This window comes from Sphingomonas oryzagri, assembly GCF_029906645.1.
Lineage (GTDB): Bacteria > Pseudomonadota > Alphaproteobacteria > Sphingomonadales > Sphingomonadaceae > Solisphingomonas > Solisphingomonas oryzagri.
The window spans coordinates 2,343,000-2,367,814 of sequence record NZ_JARYGZ010000001.1 but is presented as its reverse complement, the minus strand read 5'-3'; the positions used below and the strand labels follow the sequence as shown (position 1 = coordinate 2,367,814).

Sequence of the window (24,815 nt, the reverse complement as noted above, 5' to 3'; positions counted from 1 at the left end):
GGCCGATCCCGGAACCTATCAGCGGATCACTCGATCTTATCGCCCGCTCGCCCAATGACGATGTCGCCCGCGCCCTGCGTCTGGACCGGCACGGCGAGACTGGCCTGGATGGCGGTCGCGAAGCCTTCGGGATCGTCGGTTCGGAAGATGCCGTCTATCGTTTCATTCGAGAGGCACTCGTCGCTCAGCACGATCTGTCGCCGATTATAGCGGTTGAACTCCCCCACCGCCTGCCCAAGCGTGTCACCGGAGAGATCGATCATGCCGCCCCGCCATGCGAGAGCGCGGTCCACCGACGATATGTCCATCGGTCCAACGCGAATGCCGGCGCCATCCGTCACGAACGCGCGCTGGCCGGCGACCAGTCGGACGCGCTCGTGACCGGCGTCGTCCGACCAGGCTTCGACCACCCCCTCGTTGACCAGGATGTCGGCGCCGTCGGCCTGGCGCCGCACGGAGAAGGCCGTGCCGACCGCCTCGACATTGATCGGGCCGGCCTGGACGACGAACGGTCGCGCGGCATCCTTGGCGACCTGGAACCAGGCCTCGCCCTCTTTCAGCATGATCTCGCGGCGCTGGCTCGCCAACCTCACGTCGAGCCGGCTGGCCGTGTTGATCGTCGCGATCGAGCCGTCCGCCAGCGGGACGCGCCTGATCTCGCCGGTCGCCGTCTGGTAGGAGGTGCCGCCCGACAGCCATGCCAGCCCACCGACCAGCGATGCGGCGAGCGCACCGCCGCCGCCCGCGAGCAGTCCACGCCGAGAGACGCCGCTGCGAGGCGACGGAAGATATGCGTCATCGCATGCCTGTGGTTCGACGCTCAGCCACGCCGCCTGGGCGGCGAGCAGCGCGCCCCGGCGCCGGGACTCGCCGCGTAGCCACCGTTCGAGTTCGGCCTCCTGCAGCGCCGTCCAGTCTTCGCCGTCCATCCGGGCGACCCAGTCTGCCGCCTCCTGGTCGATAATCCTGGTCGACATTGTCATCGCGAGCCCGCCGAATGAATGGCGGGCTTGAGCCTGTCGGCCGCCTGATCGCCGTCGATCCACGCCCGGCGGATACTGCCGATTCCCGCCGAGACGTGCTTCTCGACGGCCTTCTCGGAAATGCCGAGATGCTCCGCGATCTCACGCTGGCTCCAACCCTCGATCTTGCGCAGCCGCACGACCTGGCGACAGCGGGAGGGGAGCTTCGAGATGAGGCCCATCATCCGCAGCCAGTCGCTGTGCCCGAAGGCCACATCCTCCTGTGTCGGTGCGTCGTCACGATAGGCCTCGATCTCCGCGATGGTCTCGAACGGCACGACCTTTTGCCGGCGTAGCCTGCGCGCCAGCAGGTTGCCGGCGATCGAGAAGAAATAGGCGTCGGGCCGGTCGATATGCTCGACGGAATCCAGCATCGACAGGCGGCAATAGGTCTCCTGGATCACCTCGTCGATATCGTCCGGGTCGAGCCGCGAGCGCCTGAGCCAGGCGCGTACCCGCGCCTCGTGCGGCATGATCTCGCGCGCGACCCAGCGCGCCAGTCGTCGTCTCCGCTCGGAAAGCCCTTCGGTGATGTCCAGACCCAACCTCTCGCCCTCGGGTGTCGATTCATCGACGAGGATGGTAGGTGCTCGGCGCCCGATCGACGAGATCATGGGCGGTTGATCATCGCAGATTCGATCGTTCTGGCGGATGATCTTATTGCTCCGCCCGTATCGGCCGGCGTCAAACTGTCCCGCTAGGCCCGTGGGGGTCAGGCTGAATGATACGCGGCCGGCGGGCGATGCCCGGACGAGGGCTGCGGGAGGATGCCCGCATGAAAATCCTGCTCGCCGAGGACGATGCCCAACTCTCCTTCGGGTTGATCAGGCTCCTGAGGGGCGAGGGCTTCGTCGTTGATCACTGCGTCAACGGAGTGGATGCGCACCATCTGGGCCTCGTCGGCGACTATGATTGCGGCGTCCTGGATCTCGGCCTGCCCATGATGGACGGCGCGCTGGTGCTCGAAGCGTGGCGCGGCGCGAGGCGTGAATTTCCCGTCCTGATCCTGACGGCGCGGGACGCCTGGGTGGAAAAGGCGGCGGCCTTCAAGGCGGGGGCCGACGACTATCTGACCAAGCCCTTCCTGTCGCAGGAACTGGTGGCCAGGGTGAGGGCACTCGGGCGCCGGGCCCGGGGGCAGAGCGCCCAGGCGGTCTGCTGCGGCGATCTCAGCTACCGTCCGACCTCGGGCGAGTTCCGCTTGGCGGACCAGCCGCTCCGCCTTACCGCGTTCGAGAGCCGGATCCTCTCCAAGCTCTTCCAATTCAAGGGCGTCGTGGTCGAGCGGGAGAAGCTCTTCGACGCAATCTACGGCGAAGAGGACGAAGCGCCCGAGAATTCGCTGGAGGTCATCATGGGAAGGCTGCGCCGCAAGATCGGTGCCGCGAAGATCATGACCGTCCGCGGCCAGGGTTATCTGCTGACGGACACCGCCAGTTGAGGCTGCCGCTCTCAGTCCACGCGCGCGTCGTGATCGGAGCTATCCTGCTGACCGTCGCGACGCTTGGTGTGACGGCCTACGCGATCGTCAACATCGTCACCTGGGTGATCAGCGACAACATGGACATGGCAGTCGACGCCCAGGTCCGCCTGCTGACCCAGGCGGTGGATCAGGCGGGAGCCTTCGAGCCCGAGCGGATGGCGATGATTCCCGACCTGGAGAAGCCCAGCGAGGGGTGGGGCTGGCAGGTGACGGCCGGCAACGGGCGATGGGATAAAGCGGTGCCGCCGGTGACGGCCATCTATCCCTGGCCGCGCATCCATCCGTGGCGCGGCATCTATAGCGGGCGGGGTATGACGGCGCTGGGCGAACAATGGCATGTCCGACGCCTCGACATCGAGCGGGGCGGTCACAAAATCACCGTGATAGTCTTCGCGCCCTCGACCCTGATCGACGCGCCGCTCCACCATCTTCGCAGGACGATCTACCGCAGCCTGTTCCTCGTGCTTCTCGTTCTCGTCGCGGCCTCGTTGCTGCAGTTGCGCTACGGCCTGCTGCCGCTGCGCCGGCTCAGCCGGGACGTTCTCCGGGTCCGGACCGGCGAGGCGCAGGGCTTGCCCGACGTGCAGCCGGCGGAGCTGGCACCGCTGGCGAACGAGATCAATGCGCTGATCGCGCGAAATGATGCCGGGCTGGCGGCCGCGCGGGTGAACGCCGCCAACCTCGCGCATGCCGTGAAAACACCCCTGTCCGCGCTGATGCTACAGCTGGAGCACGAAGGCGCAAGCGCCGAGAGCCGGGCGCTGGTGGCCAACATATCCGATCGGGTGGCCCACCACCTGCGTCGCGCACGAAGCGGCGCCGCTCGGCTCGGAACACGGGCTCGCTCGGACGTCCACGAAGCTTTGGAGACGGTCCTCCCGGCGATCCGATGGAGCGAGCGAGGGGGGGATGGGCCATGCATCGAGAACCGGCTGCCGCAGCCCTGCTTCGTCACCGTCGAGACCGAGGATCTGAGCGAGATGCTCGGCAACATCCTCGAGAACGCGCACCGCTATGCGCGGCGGACGATAAGGGTGGATGCACGGTCGGATGGGCCGTTCCTAGCGATCGCCGTAGAGGACGACGGGATGGGCGTCCCGGCGGACGAGGTCGCGCACGTCCTGCAGCCGGGAGTCCGGCTGGACGAGGTGTCGGAAGGCTACGGCTTCGGCTTGGCGATCGTCCGCGAGCTCGTCGAGCTCTACGGCGGCAGGCTGTCGCTGGATCGCTCAGCCGCGCTCGGAGGGCTGCGTATCAGTCTTTGGCTGCCGCGATAAGTTTTCCGCTCCGCGCGGCTTCGTTTAGGTTCAGTTTCGGTTGACTTGCTACCGCCCTCCCCACGGGGAGCGATGGTCCGACACATTCCCCGAACGAGAAAAATGCGGATCGAGGGGATGTTGGATGATCTACTGGCACAAGTCGACGCTCGCCCTATTCGGCGCTGCGAGCATTCCTGCCATAGCGCTGGCTCAGTCCGCGCCGGCGCCGGCCAACATGCCGCAGCCTTCGGGAACCGCTTCGACGGCGGATGGTGCCCAGCCGGGCGCGGGCGAGATCATCGTGACGGCGCTCCGCCGCTCCGATTCCATTCTGAAGACGCCCGCCGCCATCACCGCAATCACCGGCGGAGATCTCCGTGCACGCGGCGTCGTCAACCTCTCCTCGGTCCAGAACGTCGCGCCCAGCGTCAATATCGCGAGTGGCCGCGATGGCCTGCAGATCGCGATCCGAGGCGTTACGACGACCGATACATCGAGCAAGGGCGAGCAGGATATCGCGTTCAGCGTCGACGGCGTTAACATCGGCCGCGGCAAGGCGCGGGCCGGCGCCTTCTTCGATATCGACCGGATCGAGGTGCTGCGCGGCCCGCAGGGCACGCTCTACGGCCGGAGCTCCACCGGCGGCGCCATCAACGTGATCACCAACAAGCCGAAGCTCGGAGAATTCTCCGGCTATCTCAACGCCGAGTATGGCAACTACGACACCAAGCGGATTGAGGGCGCGATCAATATCCCGCTCGGAGACAAGGTGGCGTTCCGGGCATCCGCCTCGGCCAACGACCGCGACGGCTATTCCAAGCCGATCGATTACAGCCCGACCTACAACGGAACGCTCTACCACTTCGCTTCCGGCGAGGCGCGGGCCCGCAACGACCAGAAGGACGCGACGGGCCGCTTCTCGCTCCTCGCGCAGCCGAGCGACGACGTCACGCTGCGCCTCACCGCGACCGTTGGCCACCAGGGCGGCGCTGGTAGCGCGCCGGCGCTGGAAACCGAGCTGAAGGCGCATCACGACACTGGATCGGCAGCGCTCTCCATCCTGACCAACCCCGTGCCGGCATTCCTCGACAACAATTTCCAGCAGTACGACGCCAGCCTGAACTGGAAGTTCGGTGGCGTGCAGCTCGACGTGCTCGGCTCCTACCAGCACATGCACTATCGCCAGCAGGCGCCGAGCGTGCAGGACGTGGCGGCGAACGGCGGTGGCGTCGTCAACGAGACCTTCATGGGGCCGGGCTCCTTCGGCCCGACCTTCCAATTCTACTACCAGCAGGATCTGGTGAAGACGGTCCAGGGCGAGGCGCGCCTCTCCAACGTGAATCCGGGACACGTCGACTGGGTTGCGGGGGTGAACTACTATCGCGAGAATGCCGGCGAGAACGGCCAGTCGTGGAACGCGCTGATCGACGATCCGCTCGATCCGTCCGCATACACGTTCCAGGCGGGGCCCGTGAACAAGACGGTCCACAAGGCGGTCGGCGTGTTCGGGCAGGCGACCTTCCACCTCACCGATACGCTGGGGATCGTGGGAGGCGTTCGCTACACCCATGACCAGATCGCGCGCGTCGGCACGTTCGCGCTCCCGTTCAACTTCGCGGCAAGCCCGCCAGTCCCTTATCCCGACGAGAATGGCGACGCGATCTGCCACTATCCGGACTATTGCGTGGGCGCGCCGAACAATGGCGGAGCGCGCGACAACAAGGTCACATGGCGTGCCGGCATCAACTGGCAACTCGATCCGCGCGACCTGATCTATGCTTCGGTCGCCACCGGCTTCAAGGCGGGCGGCTTCAACGACTATGATCCGGCGACCGGCGGGATCGGAGCTTATGCCCCCGAGCAGATCACCGCCTACGAGGTCGGATACAAGGGCAGGCCGTTCGCGGGTCTGACCCTGTCCAGCTCGCTCTTCTACTACGATTTCTCGAAGATGCAGGTGAACAGCGGCTCGTACTTCCCAAACACAAGCACCTTCGCTCTCTACACCCAGACCGTCCCCGCCACGATCATGGGCTGGGAGAACGAGCTTAGCTGGCGGATCGAGAAGACCACCACGCTCGACGGCTCCTTCACGCTGCTTCACTCACGGTTCCGGGATTTCCAGGCGGGCGAATACGCCTTCACCGGCGATCCGGTCAGCTTCACCGGACGCGGCCTGGATCTCACTCCCTCCTTCGTGGTGACCGCGCAGCTCTCCCACGTTATTCCGATGGGCGAAGGCCGGTCACTGACGCTGCGGGCCGGCACCAAGTACAGCGCCGGCTACTATCTGAGCGATTATGCCGATGGCGTGCGCTACCGCCAGCCGCACTTCACCCGGTCGGATGCCAGCATCACCTACGAGTTCGGCGGCCACCGCTATTCGGTCAGCGCGTTCGTCCAGAACATCGAGAACAAGGTCCAGCGGACCAGCATGATCGGTTATGCCAACGGCGGTTTCCCATATGGCGGCGACAACACCACCGTGCCGTCGAACCTCCCGGCCAACAATCTTGCCTTCTACACGACCGATCCGCGGTTCTTCGGCGTGCGGGCGAGCGCCAAGTTCTGATGACGACCGTGCCACTCCACGGAAACACAGGCACATGACGCTTTTGAAGGTGCACCGCTGGGTATCGATCGTCGCGGTGCTGTTCACCCTGTACCTGAGCGTTACGGGCTCGCTGATCCAGCTGATCGATCTTCGGGGCCTCCTGCTGCACAGCTCGCCGTACGATCCTAATCTCCAGGCGATGCGTGGGGACGTCAACGGACCTGGCGACTATGCGGTGATCGGACCGGCTTACTATCTCGCAAGGCCGATGCCGGCGGACACCGACTATCCGGCGCTGTTCGCCCGGACGCTGGCGGCCGCTCGTCGGGCAGCCGGCGGCACGCCGATCCGCTATCTCGAGCTGCTGGAAGCGGGCGGCCGGATCGAGGGCATCGCGCAGCTCGAGGACCACCCGACCAGTCCGGCGGCGGCTCAGGCGGGGCCACACCAGCCTCCGCACACGATCTTCGTGTTCGACGCAGCGACCGGCGTTCCGCTGCCCGGCGTTCGCATTCCGCTGCACAATGTCGAATCCCAGCAGGCGCCGCGAATCGTCATCAAGTCGCTCCACCGGATGACGACGTTCGGGAACTGGGCGCTCTGGATCAACATCTTCGTCGCGGCTGGCCTCCTGACCCTGATCGTCACGGGCGTCTGGGTCTATGTGAGGCAGTATCGCGCCCGCGCCCGCATGGGGCGTAGAGCTGCGTTCTGGAAGGCGCAGGACTGGTGGCGCACGCTGCACCGGACCTTTTCCGTGGCCTGCGCCCTGTTTCTCACCATCCTTGTCGCAAGCGGCCTTTGGCTGGCCGTGGAGAGTCTCGTCTTCGGATATCGGATGGCGGATCAGTTCGCTGAGGCCAAGGCGACCGGGCGGCCGCCGTCCATGCCGGGCGATGCCTTCACGCCCCTGCCGGACGCAGAAGTACCGCAGTGGGCGAGGGCGACGATCGGCTCCTATGCCGAGAACCATCCCGGCTTGCCGCCGCGCGCCGTGCGCTTGCGGGTCTATGCCGGCTACGCCCAGGGCGTGGTGATCAGCGGCGAGAGCGAGGCGCGTCAGCTCGTCTACAACGTCCGCAGTGGCGCCCCGATGGGGGAAACCGAGCCCGGCTATCCGGCTGTGGGCTTTCCGTTCGGCTGGCAGGCGCACCAGTGGGCCAAGCAGGTCCACAACGGCAGCATGATTGGATTGACCGGTCGAGGCATCAGCCTTCTTTCCGGCTTGGCGCTGCTCTATCTCTCGATATCCGGCATCGTCATGTACCTGAAGCTCTACCGCCGTCGCGCGCGCAATGGCCGCAGAGCGCTATTTTGGTGAGCAGAATCACGAGGACATGGATCATGCGTTTTCGGACCTGGTTGTTCGCGCTCTCCCTGGCCGGCTTGCAGTCCGGTCTTGCGGCGCAGCCCGCGAGATCGTTGGCGGTTGCTTCCCCGACCAGGGCCGAAGCCGCCCTGCTGGCGGCGGAGGATGCGCGATTCAATGCCGAGCTGACCCATGACGTGGCGACGCTCGATCGCATGACCTCCGCAGACGTCGTCTACAGCCATGTCAATGGAGTTCGGGAGGACAAGGCCGGGGTGATGCGAACCTTCACGCATTTGCCCTTCTCCAGCATCACGCCTTCGAACCGCTCCGCGAGAGTGATTGGAGATGTCGGGATCGTGAGGGGCAGCGTAGTCCGTCAGCTCCCGGATAGAACGCTGTCCGACGGCTATCTGGCGGTCTACGAGATGCGCGATGGTCGGTGGCAGCTTCTCGAGTGGGTGTCCGCCGCTGCACCTCCGCCGTCATGAATGGGCGCGATGGCTGCCAAGTGCGACGGGCCCGAAAAGGGAATCTGACGGGCCCAGCCTGGATCGGCCTCACCACGCGCGCTGTGTGCTGAGGAATCGTTCCCAGAAGCTGATCTTCTCCGCACTGGCGATGGGGATCGGGCCGAAATGATTGCCCAGTTCCATCACGCGGTCTTTGCGGGGGTCGTATAGCGGCCAATCTGGCAGGCCGGGGCCGTTCGGATTTCCGTTCGTGACGATGTTCGCCCAGTACGAGGACATCAAGTCCGCGATCCGGCGATCCTCCTGGGTCCACGGCCGATCAACGGCGTCGAGACTGTTGAACGCGTAATAGATCTCCGACCCATGGAAGGCACCGCGCATGTCGTGGCCGGGGCCGGGCGGGGCGTGCGTCCAGAAATAGGTGTAGACCGGCTTGTCGTCGCCCTTGCTCCACAGTCGCCCCCAGAGCCAGGTCGAGATGCGGCTGTTGTCGCGCGCGGCGGCATCATTCTGCAGGGCGGCTTCCTGGTCGTCGCGCGCGGGGTAGAGCCTGAGGAAGTCGCCCGCGAGTGGACCGAACTTGCGGTGGGCGTAGGCCAGATAGTCGGCCAACGTGACGCTCACCGGCGGCATGCCTCCGCGCGGCGGCGCCTTGCGGGCGCGCAGCGCGTCGAAGGCCGTTTCCGGAACGGCGCCCGTCTCGTCCTTGTTGTTGCCGGCGACGAACGTCACCTTGTTCTGCGCGTGCGCGGCGTAGGTCGCGGCATAGCCCTGCGGTACCACCCAGCCGTCGACCACCGGGCGGAACAACGGCGGCTTGCCGGTGCTGCCGGTCTCGACATCGGCGTCGATGGTGTCGCTGCCCTGGATCAGCTGCTCCCACGGCATCGCACGAAGATCGGCGAGCGAGTGGGCGCCGTGGGCCTCGGCGTAGCGTGTGCCGGACTGCTCGGCATTGGCCAATGTCCGGTAGGAGACCGAGAGATAGCGCAACTCGGTGTCGCGCGGATCGCGGGCATGGCTCTCGGCGATGCCGGCGCGAAACAGGCCTTTAGCGAGCGGCGACATCGCCATGAAGCCGACCGATCCGGCACCGGCGGACTGACCGCCGATCGTCACCCTGGCCGGATCGCCGCCGAATGCTGCAATGTTTTGCTGCACCCATTTGAGCGCAGCAATATCGTCCATCAGGCCGTAGTCGCCTGAAGCATTATGCCCGGACTCGCGGCTGAGCTCGGGTGTCGCGAGGAAGCCGAGCACGCCGACGCGGTAGTTGAAGGTTACCACCACGATGCCCTTGCGCGCGAGCGCCTCGCCGTCGAATTCGGGGCTGGCGCCGGTGCCGCCGATGAAGCCGCCGCCGTAGATCCAGACGTAGACCGGGCGCTTCTCGGCGAGGTCCGGCTTCGCACCGGTCCAGACGTTGAGCGAAAGGCAGTCCTCGCTTTGCGGCATGCCCTGCGCCATCTCTCGGCCGGGCTGTGGGCAAGCGGGGCCGAAGCTGTCGGCATTGCGGACGCCCTGCCAGGTGGACGCGGCGGCCGGCGGGCGCCAGCGCAGCGGGCCGACCGGCGGCGCGGCATAGGGAATGCCCTTGTAGACGGTGACGGCGGGGTCGCGCCCGGCGACGCCCGAAACAAAGCCGGTCTCTATCCTCACGGGAGCGGTAGCGGCCGGTTTCGTTGCATAACCGACGAGATCGCCGGCCGCGAGGACGTGGCCGTACATCGCCTGCTTCAGCGCGTCGAGATCGGGCGCGGCATCGAAGCGCAGGACGGTGTCGAGCGCGAAGACTTGGGCATGGTAAGCGTGGCGCGCGGTATCGTGCGTATGCGGCCCGGCATAGGGCGCGGCGAGGCCGTGGACATTGGGCCCGTAGGCGGCGCCGGCGGGCAGGGTGGCCATGCCGCTCGGCAAGCCCGCGGTCGTTGCGGGCAGGTTGTAGACGAAGAGGTGGATGCTCGTGCCCGCGGCGGGATCCTGCCCGAGTTCGCCCTGGACGATCACCGCGTAGGAGCGGGTCCCTGCCGGACCTGCGCTCCAGCCGAGGCCGGGGAAACGGTTGGTGCCATATTGGGTGTTGGCGATCGGGATGTCGGCGCCAGCTGCAAAGGACGGGCTCGTCACCTGCAGCCTGGCGCCGGCCGAGGGGATGGCAGCGATCAGCAACTGGCGATCATGGCCGATGCTGGTCGGCATCGCCTGGGCGAAGGCCGCGCCAGCGAGCATCAGGGCCACGAGGGAGAGAGCGGAGCGTGGCGGCGTCATCGTCGGTTGTTCCCGTTCCGTTAGTGCGCGAAGCGGCCGGGCTTGCTGAGCCAGCCGTCGATATAATCGTAGGTCGTCTTCACCGTGTCGCCATACTCGCCTGGATGGCGCTCGCATTTGGTGCAGGTGGTGTAGAGGTGGGCCGCGCCTTCGACGAAGGCGATCGACTTGTCCCTGGATTTCGCAAGGCCGTAGATCGTCTCGGCGGCGAGATATTCCCAGTGACCGGTCATGCCCATGACAAGCAGTGGCGCGGACACGCTTTGCACATTGCCGGGAGGGCTTGCATAGCTCGACGTCCAGTCGACGCCGTGCACCGACGTCGCGTCATAGCCGAAGTCCGGCGTGGTGCGGACGGCGTAGCTGCTGAGATAGCTGCGCACCGTCGTCTTGAGCGCGCCGTGGATCAGCGAGGGCGACTGGCTGCGGACGTTCTCGGGCACGCGCACGCTGTGGACGATCTGCGTCGTCATGCTGCCGTCGGCGTGCAGCAGCGGCCACGCCTGCCTCGTGTGCGCCATCAGACCAAGATCCTGCGAGAACAGCTTGTTGTTGCTGCCGAGCAGGATGGCGCCGGGCACGACGAACGGCGCGTCGTCATCATAGCGGCCTTTGCCGGACTCGATCGCGGCCAGCTCACCTTGCGCCTTGGCGATCAGCGCGTCGTTGCGGCGGCCCTCTGCGGTGAGGAACCGCTTGGTGAAATCCGTGCCGTAGCTCGACCCTGTCGGCTTGAAGCCATTGGCCGGATTGTACATGTCGAGCGCCGGATCGAGGTTCGTGCCGCTGCTCTCGTCCTTCACCGCAGGATCGATGCTGAACAGGGTCATTTCGGCCAGACCCCAGTTGGAATCGATCAGCATCAGTCCGTCGGCCGCCGGTAGGCCGGCGAGGCTGTCCGGGCACTTCCAGATCTTCTCCTTCCCCTGACAGGCCTTCACGCCGCCCTCGGCGATCATCTGGTAGGCGCTCATCACGGTGCCGCCGCCGCTGTGGCCGAGCAGGACGACATGGCGCACGCCGGGCTGGCGGCGCAGCCAGGCGACGCCCTTGCCGGCCTGGGTCAGCACCTCATCGAGCACGCCGTCGTTCGACGCGCCCGACTTGCTAGTGCTGTTGTTGGCGCACAGCACCCGATAGCCGCGCTCCGACAATTCGGTGCAGCCCGGAAAGCTCAGATAATCGGCCGACGAGTGCATGATGAACACGGCGGTCTCGGCCTTGGGGCCGGGCACCACCGGTTCGTAGAGCACGCCCGGGACCCCGTTCGCGAGATGGACGAAGCTCGTCCGGATGGCAGGCGCCGCCTGCGCCGCCACCGGCTGCCCCCCGGAAAAGGCCAGCACGGACGCAGCGGCGATGACGAGCAGTTTTGAGGTCCTGGAAATATACGCCTCCTGAGACCTGATGCCGGTACGAAGATCAGCCCTTGATGCGGAAGCCGACCAGGAAGGCGCGGCCGGTCGGATCGTCCGAGAACTCATAGGACTGGCCCGCAGCGGTGCTGCCACTGTAATAGCCGCTGAGTGGCGGCTTGGCGTCGAACAGGTTCGTCACGCTCAGGTAGAACTGACTGTCCTTAATCACCCAGGCCGACCCCGTGTCGAAAGTCAGCGTCAGGTTGGTGGTCGCATAGCTCTTCACATAGGGGTCGGCGAAGACCTGGGACGCGACGCCGCTGCGACGGAACTTGTTGCGCCAGTGCTCGAAGAGATCGATTGTGAAGTTGTCCGTCGGCTTGAAGTCGACGAAGCCGGCAATCTGCACGCTCGGGCTCGGCATCAGGCCGTTGAGACCCCAGCCTGCGTCGCCCTGGTCGATCGTCGGGATGCCGGGCTGCTGGTAGTAGATGTGCGGCTGGTAGTTGACGAGCAGGCGCAGGTTGAGCGGATGCTCGCCGATGCGGGTGCTGTAGTCGGCCTCGCCGTCCCAGCCATAGGTCTTCACCCGGGCGATATTCTCGGGCTGGATGTAGTAGGCGGTGGCGTTGCCGGCGGCATCGCGCTGGATTAGCGAGCAGTAGACCGAGGCGCCGCCGCTCTGGATGCAGCCCTGCTGCACGGCTGCGTTGAAGCCCTGGATCACCGAAATCGCGTTGGTCACCAGCGTGTGGTAATAATCGACCGTCAGCGTCAGGCCGGGCACGAAGTGCGGCTTGAGCACAGCGCCCAGCGTGTAGGTGTGGCCGACTTCGGAGGTCAGGTTCGGATTGCCGATGTTGACCGACGGTACATAGGCGGTCACGCCCTTCGAGACGTCCGTGAAGTTGCCGTAGACGGTCGTGGTCGGCTGGAACAGGTCGTAGAGGGTAGGCGCGCGGATATCGCGCGAGAGCGTGCCGCGCAGCTTGAGCTGGTCGTTGATCGCCCACACCGCGCCGACCTTCCAGGTCGCATAGTGACCGCTGGTCGAATAGTCCGTGTAGCGCGCCGCGCCATTCACATCGAAGGACTTGGCGAAGGGCTTGTCCTTGAGCAGCGGCACGTCGACCTCGATCGCCGCTTCCTTCACGCTCTGTGAGACGGTCGGGCTATCGGGGAAGGTGCTGGCGTAGACCGGCGTCTTGGTCGTGGTCGAGCAATAGCGAAGATCAGTGCAGTCGACATAAGCGGATGTCTGCCCGAAGCTCTGCGCATCGAACGACTGGCGACGCCATTCGCCGGACAGCGCGACGTTGACCGGGCCGGCCCAGGTATCGAACAGGCTCCCGCTGATCGAGGCGTCAGCCGAATCCTGGATGGTGTGGGTCACGAAGCCGGTGCTGCCGAGCACATAAGCGAGCGATTGCGCGCTCGCCGCGCTGGGGCCGAACAGGTCGATCGGCGAGCAATTGCCATAAGCAGACGGATCGCTGAGCGATGCAGCGCAGACGATGTTGCCGTTGCCGTCCTTCACGGCATCGGCGGCGGCGGTCAGCCGCTGGAGGTTCACCTGGTTGTTGACCTGCGTCTTCATGCGAGACGAGCCGTGCGAGTAGGTCGCCTCCCACTTGAAGCCGCCGAGATGACCGTCGATCCCGGTGTTGACGTACCACTGGGTCGTCTTCGAGATGTTCTGGATGCGCGGCGCCTGCTGCAGGATCTCGTTGAGCTTGAAGGTAGACTGCCCGGCGGCGGCGAGTTCGGCCTGGTAGACCGGATCAAGATAGGCATTGTCGGCACCCATGGTGATGCCGGCAAGCTGGTTCCAGCCGGTGTAGGACACGCTCTTCTTCAGGTTGAGCGCGCCCTGGACGTAGACGTGGATATCGTCGGTCAGGTCGTAGTCGAAGCGGCCGAATGCCTGCGTGCTCTTCGACGGCGAAGCCATCGAGGCGTCCTGGTAGGCGCCGTCGCCACCGACCTGGCAGCAGGACGATCCCGTCGCCGTGCCCTTGTTGAAGGTGCTCAGCACGCCGTTCTGGTTGAACGTCATTCCGTTGAGCGCGCCGCCGTTGATAAAGCCGCCGAAGCTATAGGTACTGAGCCGGACGTTGGTCAGCAGCTGATAGGGGTTGGCCGCAGTGCCGGCGCCCTCGATCGCGGCGAGATTGTCCCAGCTGCGATCGTAGGCGCGATCGAGGATCCCGTCATATTCGCGGTGCTGGGCGCTCACCTCGAAATGGCCGCGGTCGCCGACCTTCGTGCCGAAGGCACCCCCGATGTCCTGGTTCCCGGCGTCGCCACGCTGCGACACGCCGCCTTCGACATGCGCCCGGAAACCGTCGAACTTGTTGTTGAGGATGTAATTGACCACGCCCGAGACGGCATCCGAGCCGTAAACCGCCGAGACGCCGCCAGTGACGACGTCGACGCGGTCGATCAGTTCCTGGGGGATGAGATCGACGTCGACCGTGGAATTGAACAGGGTCGGCGGGATGCGATGGCCGTCAAACAGCACCAGCGTTCGATACGTGCCGAGATTGCGCAGGTTGAGCACGTTGGCATTGCCGTTGCCGCCCTGCACGCCGGTCGCGTTGGAGCCGGGGTTGCTGTAAGAATTGCGAGAGCCTGAGAACACCGGAAGATTGTTGAGCGCGTCCGAGATCGTGCCGGCGGGCGATGCGACGGCGAGCGCCTGGGTGGAGACGGTGGTCAGCGGCGTCGGACTTGCCGAGCCGTTCTTGATCACGCGCGATCCGGTGACGACGATTTCCGCTGCGGGGGCTGGTGCGCTGCTCGCGCTGTCGGCCGCGGCGGACGTTTCTGCGGGCGGAGCCGACGTGGCCTGCGCTTGAGCGAATGCGGCGCTCGACATTGTCAGGGCGCTCACGCCCGCCAACAGGCGCAGCATATTGGATTGCGTCTTCACAAGCATACCTCCCGAAACGTGAGCTCGACGGCTCGCGGACTCTCGCCGCGTCGCATCATCGAAGATTTCGGGGTTGACGTACGCGCGAATTTATCGGACCGGGTTATTGGATTGCCCGCCTCGTCCATAAGTTTTGCTGCGACTTTAGTCGAAGCGTGTCGCTGGGAAATCGAAGTGTCGCGGGGCGCACTCGGCCCGCCCATGATCTTGTAACACCAGGACGATGCGCCTGAAGTCGGCAATTTCTGGCGCCCTCACATGGACGGCGAACCGGTCTGGTCTGCGCCGATAACGGGCAGGTCGAATGTCTTGGCCTCGCGCAGCATTGGAAACAGGCGCGCCCAGATCCCGGCGATGGCAATCGCACCTAGGCCGCCGGCAACCACCGCGGTCACCGGACCCACGAGCGCGGCGAGAAAGCCGGACTCAGCTTCGCCGAGTTCGTTCGATGCCGAGACGAAGATCGAGGACACTGCAGCGACGCGACCACGCATCTCGTCGGGCGTGCTGATCTGGATGAGCGACTGGCGCACATAGACGGAAAGCATGTCGGCGGCGCCAAGGATGAAAAGACACGGAAGCGAAACGACCATGGATCGAGAGAGTCCGAAAACGGCGGTAGCAAGCCCGAAGATGCTGACTGCCGCGAGCATCTTGACGCCAACATGATGCTCGAGCGGGCGCCATGAGAACCACGATGCCGAGAGAAGCGCACCGGCTGCAGGCGCCGCCCGCAAATGACCAAGCCCGCTCGGGCCCACATGAAGAATGTCCTGTGCATAGATGGGGAGCATCGCGGTAGCGCCCCCGAGGAGGACCGCGAACAGATCGAGCGAGATGGCGCCGAGCACCAGGCGATTGTGCCGGACATAGGTGATGCCCTCGAAGACGAGATTGAACGACATGCGCCTGTTCTCGGCTCTGGCAACCCGAACGGGATGAAGGCGCGCGAGGCTCGCAATCGAAATCGCGAGCAGAAGCGCGTTCACGGCATAGGCCTGGTAGGGTGCTGCGGCGTAGAGATAGCCCGCGAGAGCCGGACCCAGAATCGCGCCTGCGCGGGTCGCGATCGAGCTTGCCGCGATCGCGCGGGGCACCATCGGGCGTGGCACCAGGTTAGGCGCCATGGCGCCAAGCGCAGGCATGGAGAAGGCGCGCGCGATCCCCAGCATCACGGCGACGGTGAACAGCCAGGCGAGCGATATGGCGCCGGTGATATTGAGCGCCGTGAGAAGCGCCGCGGCCAGAAACTGAAGCGCGTTGCAGCATTGGACGATGCGGCGGCGATCCAGCCTGTCGGCCGCGACCCCGGCAACAAGAGCAAGCGCAAAGAGCGGCAGAAACTGGGCAAGCCCGATCAGGCCGAGTTGAAGGGCTGCCCGCTTGATGTCCATCGAGAGGCGCGAAAGATTATATACCTGCCAACCGATGATCACCACGAGACCGCTCTGTGCAAGCGTCGAGCACAAGCGCGCCGTCCAGAAATAGCGGAAATCCGGTACCGTGAAGGGCCGTGCGGATACATTGCTGTCGGTCATCGCGCTCCCGTTAGACGAAAACCGGACCGTGATCAGCCATCGACAGCTTGAAGCCGGCGATAGAAATCCTGCAGGCACCGCTCGGCAGGCACATGCCGGACGCTGTTCTTTGCGACGTGATTCCGATCGCGCCGTGGCCCCATCGGATAGGCATTGCCGGCGCGACAGCACATAATGCGGCCACCTGGCGTCGATTCATACCCGCCCTGACCGGCTGCGGACTGAGGCTTTCCGGGCCATAGGTTCGGCAGGCGAGGTATTGGTCGCGCAAAACCTGAATGATCTTGATGGACCGTTGCCCATGACCCGATTGCCTGGTGCTGATGCTGCGGTACGGATGCTCCAGCTTCACGGGGTGAAGCATGTCTTCGGCCTGTGCGGCGACACGAGCTTGCCCTTCTACGATGCGCTTTGCCGCCTCGAACATGGCATCGAGCATGTCCTCACGCGTGACGAGCGGCATGCGGCCTATATGGCGGACGCCTATGCGCGCGTCTCGGGACGGGTTGGAGTGTGCGAGGGGCCGAGCGGCGGCGGTGCGACCTACATCCTGCCGGGCGTCGTCGAGGCGAACGAGTCCTCCGTTGCTCTGGTATCGATCACCTCGGACATCCCGGTGACTGCGCGCGGCCGGTACCCGTTGACCGAACTTGACCAGAAGGCGCTGTTCCGCCCGCTCACCAAGTGGAACACTGTCGTCGACCACGTCAGTCAGATCCCGCATATATTCCGCACCGCCTTCCGTGCGGCGACGACGGGAAGGCCCGGAGCCTGCCATATCGGCCTCCCTTACGATCTCCAGAAACAGGACGTCGACGAGGCGGACCTCTGGGCCAACGTCAACCACGCTCGGTTTCCCGCGTTCCGCACCGCGCCCGATCCCGACCTCGTCGGCGCCGCTGCCGATGTCATCCTTCGCGCGCGTCGGCCGGCATTCGTCTGCGGGGGCGGGATCATCATCTCCGGTGCCAGCGACGAGCTGATTGCGCTCGCCGAGATGCTCGACGCCCCGATCGCATCGACGGTAAGCGGGCATGGCGTCGTTCCAGACGATCATCCACTCGCGGTGGGCGTCGTTGGCGCCAATGGCGGCACCGACCAGACGCGTGATGCCATCAGCGCGGCGGACACCGTCATTTTCGTCGGTTGCAGGGCGGGGTCCACTACGACCGAACACGGGACGGTGCCAGCCCGCGATGTACCGATCGTCCATATCGACATCGATCCCATGGTCGTTGCTGCCAACTACCGGATCGAGGCGGGAATGGTCGGCGACGCGCGTCTGTGCCTGGCAGCCCTGGGACACGAGATTGCCAGGCGGGTCGAGGGACGTGAGCGTACGAGCGACGCCGCCCAGCGCCTGGCGGGGTTGCGGACGGAGAAGCGCGCGCGCTTCGACGCGCTCGCCCGATCGGATGAGCGACCCATCCGACCGGAACGCGTGCTCTCGGCCTTGCAGGCCGCGCTGCCTCGCGATGCCATCGTTGTCGCGGACCCCGGCACGCCATGTCCTTATTTCTCGGGCTATTTCGATTTCAATCGCACGGGGCGCAGGTTCATTACCAACCGGGCGCATGGCGCCCTCGGCTTTTCGCTCGCTGCCGCGGTCGGCGCGTGGTTTGCGTCACCGTCGTCGAAGGTCGCAGCCGTAATGGGCGACGGCAGTTTCGGTTTCTGCGTCGGCGAGCTCGAGACACTTGTCCGAAAGAGCGTTCCGCTCACGCTCGTCGTCTTCTCGAATGCCTCCTACGGCTGGATCAAGGCGAGCCAGAAAGACGGCTATGGCCAGCGTTATTTCTCGGTCGATTTCAACCGGTCCGACCACGCGCGCATCGCCGAGGCCTTTGGCCTCAAGGTCTGGCGGGTCGAGGATCCTGCGCAGGTCGATGCCGCGATCAAGGCTGCCGTTGCCCATGACGGTCCCGCACTTGTCGACATCATTTCGCAGCCTCTCGAGGAATCCGCGGTCCCCGTCAGTCGCTGGATGGGCTGATCGTGCACGGGTCCAGAACCTTTCTCATCACCGGTGTTTCGCGCGGCCTTGGCTCGGCGTTCGCGAGCGCTGCGCTTGCTGCGGGGCATCGCGTCGTCGGGACGGTGCGCACTGACGCACAAGCGTCGGCTTTCGTAGCGTCGGCGCCCGGGCGTGCCGAGGCGCTTGTGGTTGATCTGTCCGCGTCCGACGCGGTCGATGCCGCTCTGAGGACGGCGGCGCCTTTGCTTGGCGAGATCGATATACTCGTCAACAATGCCGGTTATGGCCATGAGGGGCCGGTTGAGGAATCACCGCTGGCCGAACTGCGCGAGCAGATCGAGGTAAACCTGTTCGCCCCGGTCGCATTTATCCGGGCGGTATTGCCCGGTATGCGAAGGCGACGCGCCGGCCACATAGTCAATGTAACCTCCATGGCCGGAGCCGTCGGCTTTCCGGGGCTCGCTTACTATTGCAGCAGCAAGTTCGCTCTCGACGGCCTGTCCGAATCCCTGGCGAAGGAGCTTCGCCCGTTCGGCGTGTTCGTCACGTCTTTCGCGCCGGGCCAGTTCCGTACCGATTGGGCGGGAGTTTCGATGCGGCGATCGCCTCGCCAGGTCGCGGATTATGACGCGAGCTTCGATCCGATCCGTGCTGCGAGGTTTGCGAAAAGCGGTGTTCAGCCCGGCGATCCAGCGCGCGCCGCTGACGCTCTGATGACGCTTGTGGCCGCGGATAATCCTCCTTCGCGCCTATTCGTGGGTTCGGACGCGCATATGCTCGCTTCCCAGAAGATCAAGCGAGCCCAGGCGGAGCTAGGTGCATGGGAAGACGTGTCGAAGTCGACCGACCTACCAGGCCACGCCTGACCCCATACGACACGTTACTTATAGAGATGGGCGCGGATGTAATGCGGCCGGCTTCCGCCGCTCGCTTATGGTCAGATCTATTCCTTCAAGCGAAATATGATCAGCCGGAGCCCAAATATGGATGGCAGCTTTCTCGTCGGTGGAACAAAGGTCTCGCGACCGGAGACGTTCCAGGCAAGCGACCCGGCGACAGGCGCTCTTCTCGCCACGGAGTTTTCCGTTTCGTCGGCCGCCGATGTTGCCCGGGCCTGCGCCCTGGCGGACGAGGCCCTCGACAGTTTTCGCGAGCTTGCACCGGAGGACCGCGCGACATTCCTCGAGACCGTCGCGAGCCAGATCGAGCAGCTTGGCGACACGCTCATCGAGCGCGCGCATGCCGAGAGCGGACTTACCGAGGCCCGGCTCAACGGAGAGCGCGGACGGACCTGCGGCCAGCTCCGCCTATTCGCGCGTGTCGTGCGCGACGGCTATTGGGCGGGAGCGTCGATCGATCCGGCGCTGCCCGAACGGACTCCGCTGCCGCGCTCGGACCTGCGTCTGCGTCGGATTCCCGTGGGACCCGTCGCGGTCTTCGGCGCGTCGAATTTCCCCCTCGCATTTTCGGTCGCCGGCGGGGATACCGCATCCGCCTGGGCGGCCGGCTGTCCCGTCGTCGTGAAAGGGCACCCTGCGCACCCGGGCACCTCGCTGCTGGTCGGCGATGCGATCCGCCGCGCGGTCGAGATTTGCGGGCTCCATGAGGGCGTTTTCTCGCTTCTCCAGGGCGCCTCGAACAACCTTGGCACGTCCCTCGTATCCAACCCGCACATCAAGGCTGTCGGCTTCACCGGGTCGCGGGCGGGTGGGCTCGCCCTCCTGGAAATCGCCTCGACGCGTCCCGAGCCGATCCCGGTGTTCGCCGAGATGTCGAGCGTCAATCCTGTCATCCTCTTTCCCCAAGCGCTTGAAGCCCGCGGCGCGGCGCTCGGTGCCGCCTTTGTCGCCTCCCTGACGATGGGATCAGGCCAGTTCTGCACGAACCCGGGCATCCTGCTGGCCGTCGAAGGCGAGGGGTTGGATGCCTTCGTCGGTGCTGCCGTCGCGGCGATCGAAGGGGCGCAGCCGCAGGTGATGCTGACCTCGGCGATCCATGCCAATTTCGATCGCGGCGTGGCTGCGCTCGAAAACCATGAATCGGTCCGCCTCCTCGCACGGGGCGCGGTGCCGACAGGTTGCAACCGCGGGCAGGCGGCGCTCTTCGAAACGAGCGGAGCTGAGTTTCTGAAAGACTACGCCCTCGGCCATGAGATTTTCGGGGCGGCATCGCTCCTGGTGCGTTGCGCGGACCTGGCCGAGATCGCCTCCGTGATCGAAGTAATGGAGGGGCAGCTCACCGCGACGCTTCAAATCGACGCCGGTGACCATGAGGCGGCGCGCGATCTGATGCCGCTTCTCGAGCGCAAGGTCGGGCGCATCCTCGCAAACGGATGGCCGACCGGCGTCGAGGTTTGCAACGCCATGGTCCACGGCGGGCCGTTTCCTGCCACCTCCGATAGCCGGACCACGTCGGTCGGTGCGACCGCGATCGATCGCTTCCTGCGTCCTGTCTGCTACCAGGATCTGCCCGACGAAATCCTGCCGGCGGTGCTCCGGGATGCCAATCCGCTCAACATGCCCCGCCTGCGCGAGGGCACACCGGACTGAGACCTCGACCTAGCCCACAACCTTGCGCAGGGCCGGAACGCGGGTTCCGGTCAGCGTCTGTCGGCGAACAATCTCGATGAAGTCGCGATGCATCTTGGTGGGTAGCCAGTCCTTTCGCATCGTGATGCCGATCGTCGGGATTAGGTCGATCGCCTCGAAGGGAATTTCGACGAGACCGCCACTCTCCTGATCGAGTTCATAGGACGTCATGAGGGTCAGGCGGTCGCTGCCGCCGACGAGGTTCCGGAGACCGGAGGGCGCGCAGGTCGTGATCGGCGCTCGGGGTTTGGACTGGCCGGCGAAGAGTTTGTCGAAACAGGCCCGACGGCTCGATCCCTGAGCGCCGATGACCCAATCATAGGCGCGAAGGTTCTCGGTCGTGACCTTGCCCTTGCGCAGCAGCGGGTGATGAGGGCGGCCAACAATCGAGTAAGGGGTTCTGGCAAAAGGCTCGCAGCATAGGTCATCCTGCGGTGTTTCCGGCAGCAGACCGACGACAAGGTCGACCTCACCGCAACGCAGGCTCCGATGCATGGAGGGTGCATTCTCGATCGTCACGCGCACATTGACGTTCGGGTAAACGCGCACAAAATCGTCGAGCGACGACGCGAGCAGGATGCTGCCACCGAACGGCATGCCGCCGATCGAAAGCTCGGATGAGAAGCCACCCTGGACGGCCTCGATCTCCCGGATGCCCCACTCGATCTCCTGAAGCGCGAGCTTCATCCGCCGGCCGAACTCGCTGCCCGGCGGGCCCACCATCATGCCCATGGCCGTGCGGTGAAAGAGCGGCTTGCGCAGGTTGCCCTCGAGATCGCGCGCGGCGCGCTGGAGCGACGCGTAGGACAGCCCGAGTGAATCGGCCGCCTTGGGAAAACTCAGTTCATCGACGATGGCGATCAGGCAGCGTATCTGCGAGCGCGACAGCCGGTTCGCGATGACCTTCGCGCCGGCGGCGCCGCCCGCGACACCAAGTTCCATGAGAGCATGCTCGGTCTGCTCGAAAAAGCGCTGGGTGCGCTGGAGGAATATCTCGCCTGCGTCGTTGAGATAGCTGCCGCTCGCGCGCCGCTCGACAAGAGCTGCACCGACGCGCTGTTCGAGTTTAGCCAGCGCCTGGGTCACGGCAGGCTGGGAAAGGTTGCATTCCTCCGACGCCTTGCGGACGCTGCCGAGACGGCCGATGCTTTCAAACAGCCTGAGCTGGCGGAAGCTGATGGCCTCGGACCCGTCCTGCTCCTCCTGAACGTCAGACATGTTGTTCTCCTCTCCTGTCATCCATGTTGCGCCGATTCAATCTCCGTGGGAAGCCCCGTGAACGCGATTTCAATCTCCCATGGCCTGGGAAGAGTAATCGGAAACCTCAATAAGGCTATGGAATATAACGAAGGTCGGTCGATGCAGCAGCCCGCGGCAAAAGGGGGCTGGCACCCAAGGAAGCATTGAAACTTATATCGTGCAACGCAGCGGAGCGCCAAGAATTGATCAATCGGGCGGACAATGCGTGCGGTTGGACCGCGGGCGGTGCGGCAGCTGATTGCCTATCAAACCTGCGATCCGGCCTATTGAAAGTGGTCGTCGAGTGCACTGTAGAAGGCCTGCCCCCGTTGACGGGGCGGCGCAAAGCGGGCCTTGTCGGGCTGGCAGCCAAGAGCCTTCATGCCTGGCTGAACAAATCCTCCTTGAAATTTCGCAGTCTCGCGGGAGAGAAATCTTGGCCGATAACGTTCACCTCAAGATCGCCGTGGCGGAGCATCCGCATACATCGGCAATTCGAAATGGTTCGATCCCGATCGAGGGTGTCGACGCCGAAATCATCACGGTTAAGCCGCAGATCGGCGCATTCCGTCGCATGGTCCGCGATGTCGAGTTCGACGTCTGCGAACTGGCGCCGACCACCTACATCATCGCCAAGGCCTATGGCCGGCCGTTCACCGCGCTGCCGATCTTCGTGGTCCGCCGGTTCCACCATTCGGGCATGCTCGTCCGTCCGGATTCGGGCATCAAGGTGCCGAAGGACCTGGAGGGCAAGAAGGTCGGCGTGCGCGCCTATTCGGTGACGACGGGCGTCTGGATCCGCCAGGTGTTCATCGACGAATATGGGCTCGACAACAGCAAGGTCACCTGGATCGTCGACGACGAGGAGCACGTCACGCAACTGAAGCTCCCGCCCAATGTGCAACATGCGCCCGAGGGCCGCAGCCTTGCCGATATGATCGCGGCCGGTGATTTGCAGGCGGGCGTAGAGGCGGCTGCCGGCATCGGCCGGACCGGTGCGCCGACGGGCGGCTGGCAGGAGGTCGAGGCCAATTATCCGGACCTGATCCCGAACGCTGCCGAGGTCGAAAAGGAATATTTCGACCGCACCGGTGTTTACCCGATGCACGGCACGATCGTGGTGAAGGATTCTGTTCTGGCCGAGCATCCCTGGGTGGCCAAGTCGCTCAACGACGCCTTCACCCGCGCCAAGGACGAGTGGGTCGCAAAGCTCAATTCGGGCGAGGCCACCGGTGCGGGCGCGGACAAGTATCGCGCGCTCCAGCAGATCGTCGGGCCGGACCCGCTGCCCTACGGCATCGAAGCCAACCGTCCGACCATTGAGGCGCTTGAGAAGACGGCGTTCGAGCAGGGGCTCACCCCGCGCCGGATGACGATCGAAGAGCTCTTCGTTGACCCGGCGAAGGTTCCGGAGCGCGCATAACAGGCAGCGGCCGCCTCGCTCCGGGGGGACGGGGCGGCAGCGTCGATGAGCCGGTTCACCGGACCCGGACCGGCTCACACCTGGAGCGGGCGAGATTCTCGCCCGCTTTCTTTTTCTGGGGATGGCCGTGCCCACAGGGCTTTTGGACGCGGCTCTTATGAGCCGCGCCGCAAATTCAATTTCTTGGCCGACGGCAGCCTTCCTAAAGCGATCGTGAAGCGGCTCGAGCGTCGCTGCGAGGAGACACCATGATCATCGACTGTCACGGCCATTTCACGACCGTCCCCAAGAGCTTCCGCGATTGGCGTGCCAGGCAGGTCGAATCAGCGAATGATCCGGCTGACGCGCCCAAGCCGAGCGAAGGCGCGATCCTCACCGACGACCAGATCCGCGAGGGCATCGAGGGCGGCCAGCTCAAGCTCCAGCGGGAGAGGGGCAGCGACCTCACGCTCTTCTCGCCGATCGCCGGCCTGATGTCGCACCATCTCGGCAACGAGCGCACCAGCCTCGAATGGGCCGAGGTCTCGAACAACAACGTCAAGCGTGTGACCGAGCTCTACCCGGACAATTTTGCGCCGGTCTGCCAGCTGCCGCAGTCGCCAGGCGCGCCGCCCGCCAACTCGGTTCCCGAGCTGAAGCGCTGCGTGGAGGAGATGGGCTTCGTCGGCTGCAACATCAATCCGGACCCGACCGGTGGCTATTGGACGGGCAAGCCCTTCACCGACAAGGAATGGTATCCCCTGTTCGAGGCACTGTGCGAGCTGGATGTGCCGGGCATGGTGCACGTCGCCGCGTCCTGCAATCCGAACTTCCACGGCACCGGCGCGCATTATCTGAACGCCGACACCTCGGTGTTCATGCAGATCCTGCAGTCGGATCTGTTCAAGGATTTTCCGACGCTCCGCTTGGTCATCCCGCACGGCGGCGGCGCGGTGCCCTACCATTGGGGGCGCTATCGCGGCATGAGCCTGGAGATGGTCGATCGCCCGCTCGAAGGGCTGCTCGACAACATCTTCTTCGATACCTGCGTTTATCACCTGCCCGGCGTCGAGCTGCTGACCAAGGTGATCCCGGCCGACAACGTGCTGTTCGGCTCCGAGATGATCGGCGCGGTTCGGGGCAAGGATCCGAACACCGGCCAGTATTTCGACGACACCAAGCGCTACGTCGATGCCCTGCCGCTGGACGAGGGCGACAAGCAGAAGATCTTCGAGGGCAATGCGCGCCGCGTCTATCCGCGCCTCGACGCGCTGCTCAAGAGCCAGGGTCGATAAGGCGGCACCGCTCGTCTTCGATTTTATGGCTCCGAGCAGAAGTTCAAATTCCCCGGGACGCGCGAAGCGCCGATGCCCTGTTCTGTCAGGTCAGCGCGCGAGCGAGCCGCGGATGAGAGG

18 protein-coding genes are annotated in these 24,815 nt (G+C 65.1%); 10 read left to right on the top strand and 8 right to left on the bottom strand.

The window, feature by feature from the left end; genetic code table 11:
* Nucleotides 1–26: 26 nt before the first annotated feature.
* Nucleotides 27–977: a FecR family protein gene (locus tag QGN17_RS11365; protein WP_281044604.1), complete on the bottom strand. Its 951-nt coding sequence runs from the start codon at nucleotides 975–977 to the stop codon at nucleotides 27–29.
* A 2-nt stretch (nucleotides 978–979) separates the two neighbouring features.
* Nucleotides 980–1,636, bottom strand: a complete 657-nt coding sequence (locus QGN17_RS11360; protein ID WP_281044603.1) for an RNA polymerase sigma factor — start codon at nucleotides 1,634–1,636, stop codon at nucleotides 980–982.
* 161 nt (nucleotides 1,637–1,797) lie between these two features.
* On the opposite strand from QGN17_RS11360, the gene QGN17_RS11355 reads away from it, so the two are divergent.
* The 5 genes from QGN17_RS11355 (at nucleotide 1,798) to QGN17_RS11335 (ending at nucleotide 8,118) form a co-directional block, all read left to right on the top strand.
* Nucleotides 1,798–2,463 (top strand): response regulator, encoded by a 666-nt coding sequence (locus QGN17_RS11355; RefSeq protein ID WP_281044602.1) that lies wholly within the window; start codon nucleotides 1,798–1,800, stop codon nucleotides 2,461–2,463.
* Nucleotides 2,460–3,782, top strand: a complete 1,323-nt coding sequence (locus tag QGN17_RS11350) for a sensor histidine kinase (RefSeq protein ID WP_281044601.1) — start codon at nucleotides 2,460–2,462, stop codon at nucleotides 3,780–3,782. The genes QGN17_RS11355 and QGN17_RS11350 overlap by 4 nt, the downstream gene beginning before the upstream one ends.
* A gap of 124 nt (nucleotides 3,783–3,906) precedes the next feature.
* Nucleotides 3,907–6,336, top strand: coding sequence for a TonB-dependent receptor (locus QGN17_RS11345; protein WP_281044600.1), 2,430 nt, complete (start codon nucleotides 3,907–3,909; stop codon nucleotides 6,334–6,336).
* Nucleotides 6,337–6,370: 34 nt separating this feature from the next.
* Nucleotides 6,371–7,639: a PepSY-associated TM helix domain-containing protein gene (locus tag QGN17_RS11340; RefSeq protein WP_281044599.1), complete on the top strand. Its 1,269-nt coding sequence runs from the start codon at nucleotides 6,371–6,373 to the stop codon at nucleotides 7,637–7,639.
* 23 nt (nucleotides 7,640–7,662) lie between these two features.
* On the top strand, nucleotides 7,663–8,118 hold the full coding sequence (locus QGN17_RS11335) for a nuclear transport factor 2 family protein (RefSeq protein ID WP_281044598.1): 456 nt from the start codon (nucleotides 7,663–7,665) through the stop codon (nucleotides 8,116–8,118).
* Between the two features lie 69 nt (nucleotides 8,119–8,187).
* Here the strand turns inward: QGN17_RS11335 and QGN17_RS11330 are convergent, their stop codons facing one another.
* The 5 genes from QGN17_RS11330 to QGN17_RS11310 all read right to left on the bottom strand — a co-directional run bounded on the left by QGN17_RS11330 (nucleotide 8,188) and on the right by QGN17_RS11310 (nucleotide 16,548).
* Complete coding sequence (locus tag QGN17_RS11330) at nucleotides 8,188–10,368, bottom strand: carboxylesterase family protein (protein WP_281044597.1); 2,181 nt, start codon at nucleotides 10,366–10,368, stop codon at nucleotides 8,188–8,190.
* A 20-nt stretch (nucleotides 10,369–10,388) separates the two neighbouring features.
* Nucleotides 10,389–11,714 carry a hypothetical protein gene (locus tag QGN17_RS11325; RefSeq protein ID WP_281044596.1) on the bottom strand — a complete coding sequence of 442 codons (1,326 nt, stop codon included), beginning with the start codon at nucleotides 11,712–11,714 and terminating at the stop codon, nucleotides 10,389–10,391.
* Between the two features lie 76 nt (nucleotides 11,715–11,790).
* A complete protein-coding gene (locus QGN17_RS11320; RefSeq protein ID WP_281044595.1) occupies nucleotides 11,791–14,658 on the bottom strand; it encodes a TonB-dependent receptor plug domain-containing protein in 2,868 nt (955 codons plus the stop codon).
* Between the two features lie 254 nt (nucleotides 14,659–14,912).
* Nucleotides 14,913–16,196: an MFS transporter gene (locus QGN17_RS11315; RefSeq protein WP_281044594.1), complete on the bottom strand. Its 1,284-nt coding sequence runs from the start codon at nucleotides 16,194–16,196 to the stop codon at nucleotides 14,913–14,915.
* A 10-nt stretch (nucleotides 16,197–16,206) separates the two neighbouring features.
* Complete coding sequence (locus QGN17_RS11310) at nucleotides 16,207–16,548, bottom strand: hypothetical protein (RefSeq protein WP_281044593.1); 342 nt, start codon at nucleotides 16,546–16,548, stop codon at nucleotides 16,207–16,209.
* Between QGN17_RS11310 and QGN17_RS11305 the strand changes: the two genes are divergently transcribed.
* From QGN17_RS11305 to QGN17_RS11295, 3 genes are all read left to right on the top strand, one after another.
* On the top strand, nucleotides 16,534–18,189 hold the full coding sequence (locus QGN17_RS11305; protein WP_281044592.1) for a thiamine pyrophosphate-binding protein: 1,656 nt from the start codon (nucleotides 16,534–16,536) through the stop codon (nucleotides 18,187–18,189). The genes QGN17_RS11310 and QGN17_RS11305 overlap by 15 nt on opposite strands.
* A 2-nt stretch (nucleotides 18,190–18,191) precedes the next feature.
* Entirely contained in the window at nucleotides 18,192–19,037 is an 846-nt protein-coding gene (locus QGN17_RS11300; protein WP_281044591.1) for an oxidoreductase, read from the top strand.
* A 117-nt stretch (nucleotides 19,038–19,154) separates the two neighbouring features.
* The gene (locus QGN17_RS11295) at nucleotides 19,155–20,720 is read left to right on the top strand and encodes an aldehyde dehydrogenase (NADP(+)) (RefSeq protein ID WP_281044590.1); all 1,566 of its coding nucleotides are present in this window, start codon (nucleotides 19,155–19,157) and stop codon (nucleotides 20,718–20,720) included.
* A gap of 9 nt (nucleotides 20,721–20,729) precedes the next feature.
* Here QGN17_RS11295 and QGN17_RS11290 read toward each other — a convergent pair whose 3' ends face one another.
* Complete coding sequence (locus QGN17_RS11290) at nucleotides 20,730–21,977, bottom strand: LysR family transcriptional regulator (protein WP_281044589.1); 1,248 nt, start codon at nucleotides 21,975–21,977, stop codon at nucleotides 20,730–20,732.
* A 280-nt stretch (nucleotides 21,978–22,257) separates the two neighbouring features.
* On the opposite strand from QGN17_RS11290, the gene QGN17_RS11285 reads away from it, so the two are divergent.
* The gene (locus QGN17_RS11285; RefSeq protein WP_281044588.1) at nucleotides 22,258–23,421 is read left to right on the top strand and encodes an ABC transporter substrate-binding protein; all 1,164 of its coding nucleotides are present in this window, start codon (nucleotides 22,258–22,260) and stop codon (nucleotides 23,419–23,421) included.
* Between the two features lie 248 nt (nucleotides 23,422–23,669).
* Entirely contained in the window at nucleotides 23,670–24,695 is a 1,026-nt protein-coding gene (locus tag QGN17_RS11280; protein WP_281044587.1) for an amidohydrolase family protein, read from the top strand.
* Nucleotides 24,696–24,815 lie beyond the last annotated feature (120 nt).

What these genes read in the sequence shown, in the direction of transcription:
- QGN17_RS11365 (WP_281044604.1), bottom strand. Translation starts at nt 977, where the DNA reads ATGTCGACCAGGATTATCGACCAGGAGGCGGCAGACTGGGTCGCCCGG.
- QGN17_RS11360 (WP_281044603.1), bottom strand. Translation starts at nt 1,636, where the DNA reads ATGATCTCGTCGATCGGGCGCCGAGCACCTACCATCCTCGTCGATGAA.
- QGN17_RS11355 (WP_281044602.1), top strand. Translation starts at nt 1,798, where the DNA reads ATGAAAATCCTGCTCGCCGAGGACGATGCCCAACTCTCCTTCGGGTTG.
- QGN17_RS11345 (WP_281044600.1), top strand. Translation starts at nt 3,907, where the DNA reads ATGATCTACTGGCACAAGTCGACGCTCGCCCTATTCGGCGCTGCGAGC.
- QGN17_RS11340 (WP_281044599.1), top strand. Translation starts at nt 6,371, where the DNA reads ATGACGCTTTTGAAGGTGCACCGCTGGGTATCGATCGTCGCGGTGCTG.
- QGN17_RS11335 (WP_281044598.1), top strand. Translation starts at nt 7,663, where the DNA reads ATGCGTTTTCGGACCTGGTTGTTCGCGCTCTCCCTGGCCGGCTTGCAG.
- QGN17_RS11330 (WP_281044597.1), bottom strand. Translation starts at nt 10,368, where the DNA reads ATGACGCCGCCACGCTCCGCTCTCTCCCTCGTGGCCCTGATGCTCGCT.
- QGN17_RS11315 (WP_281044594.1), bottom strand. Translation starts at nt 16,196, where the DNA reads ATGACCGACAGCAATGTATCCGCACGGCCCTTCACGGTACCGGATTTC.
- QGN17_RS11305 (WP_281044592.1), top strand. Translation starts at nt 16,534, where the DNA reads ATGCTCCAGCTTCACGGGGTGAAGCATGTCTTCGGCCTGTGCGGCGAC.
- QGN17_RS11295 (WP_281044590.1), top strand. Translation starts at nt 19,155, where the DNA reads ATGGATGGCAGCTTTCTCGTCGGTGGAACAAAGGTCTCGCGACCGGAG.
- QGN17_RS11290 (WP_281044589.1), bottom strand. Translation starts at nt 21,977, where the DNA reads ATGTCTGACGTTCAGGAGGAGCAGGACGGGTCCGAGGCCATCAGCTTC.
- QGN17_RS11280 (WP_281044587.1), top strand. Translation starts at nt 23,670, where the DNA reads ATGATCATCGACTGTCACGGCCATTTCACGACCGTCCCCAAGAGCTTC.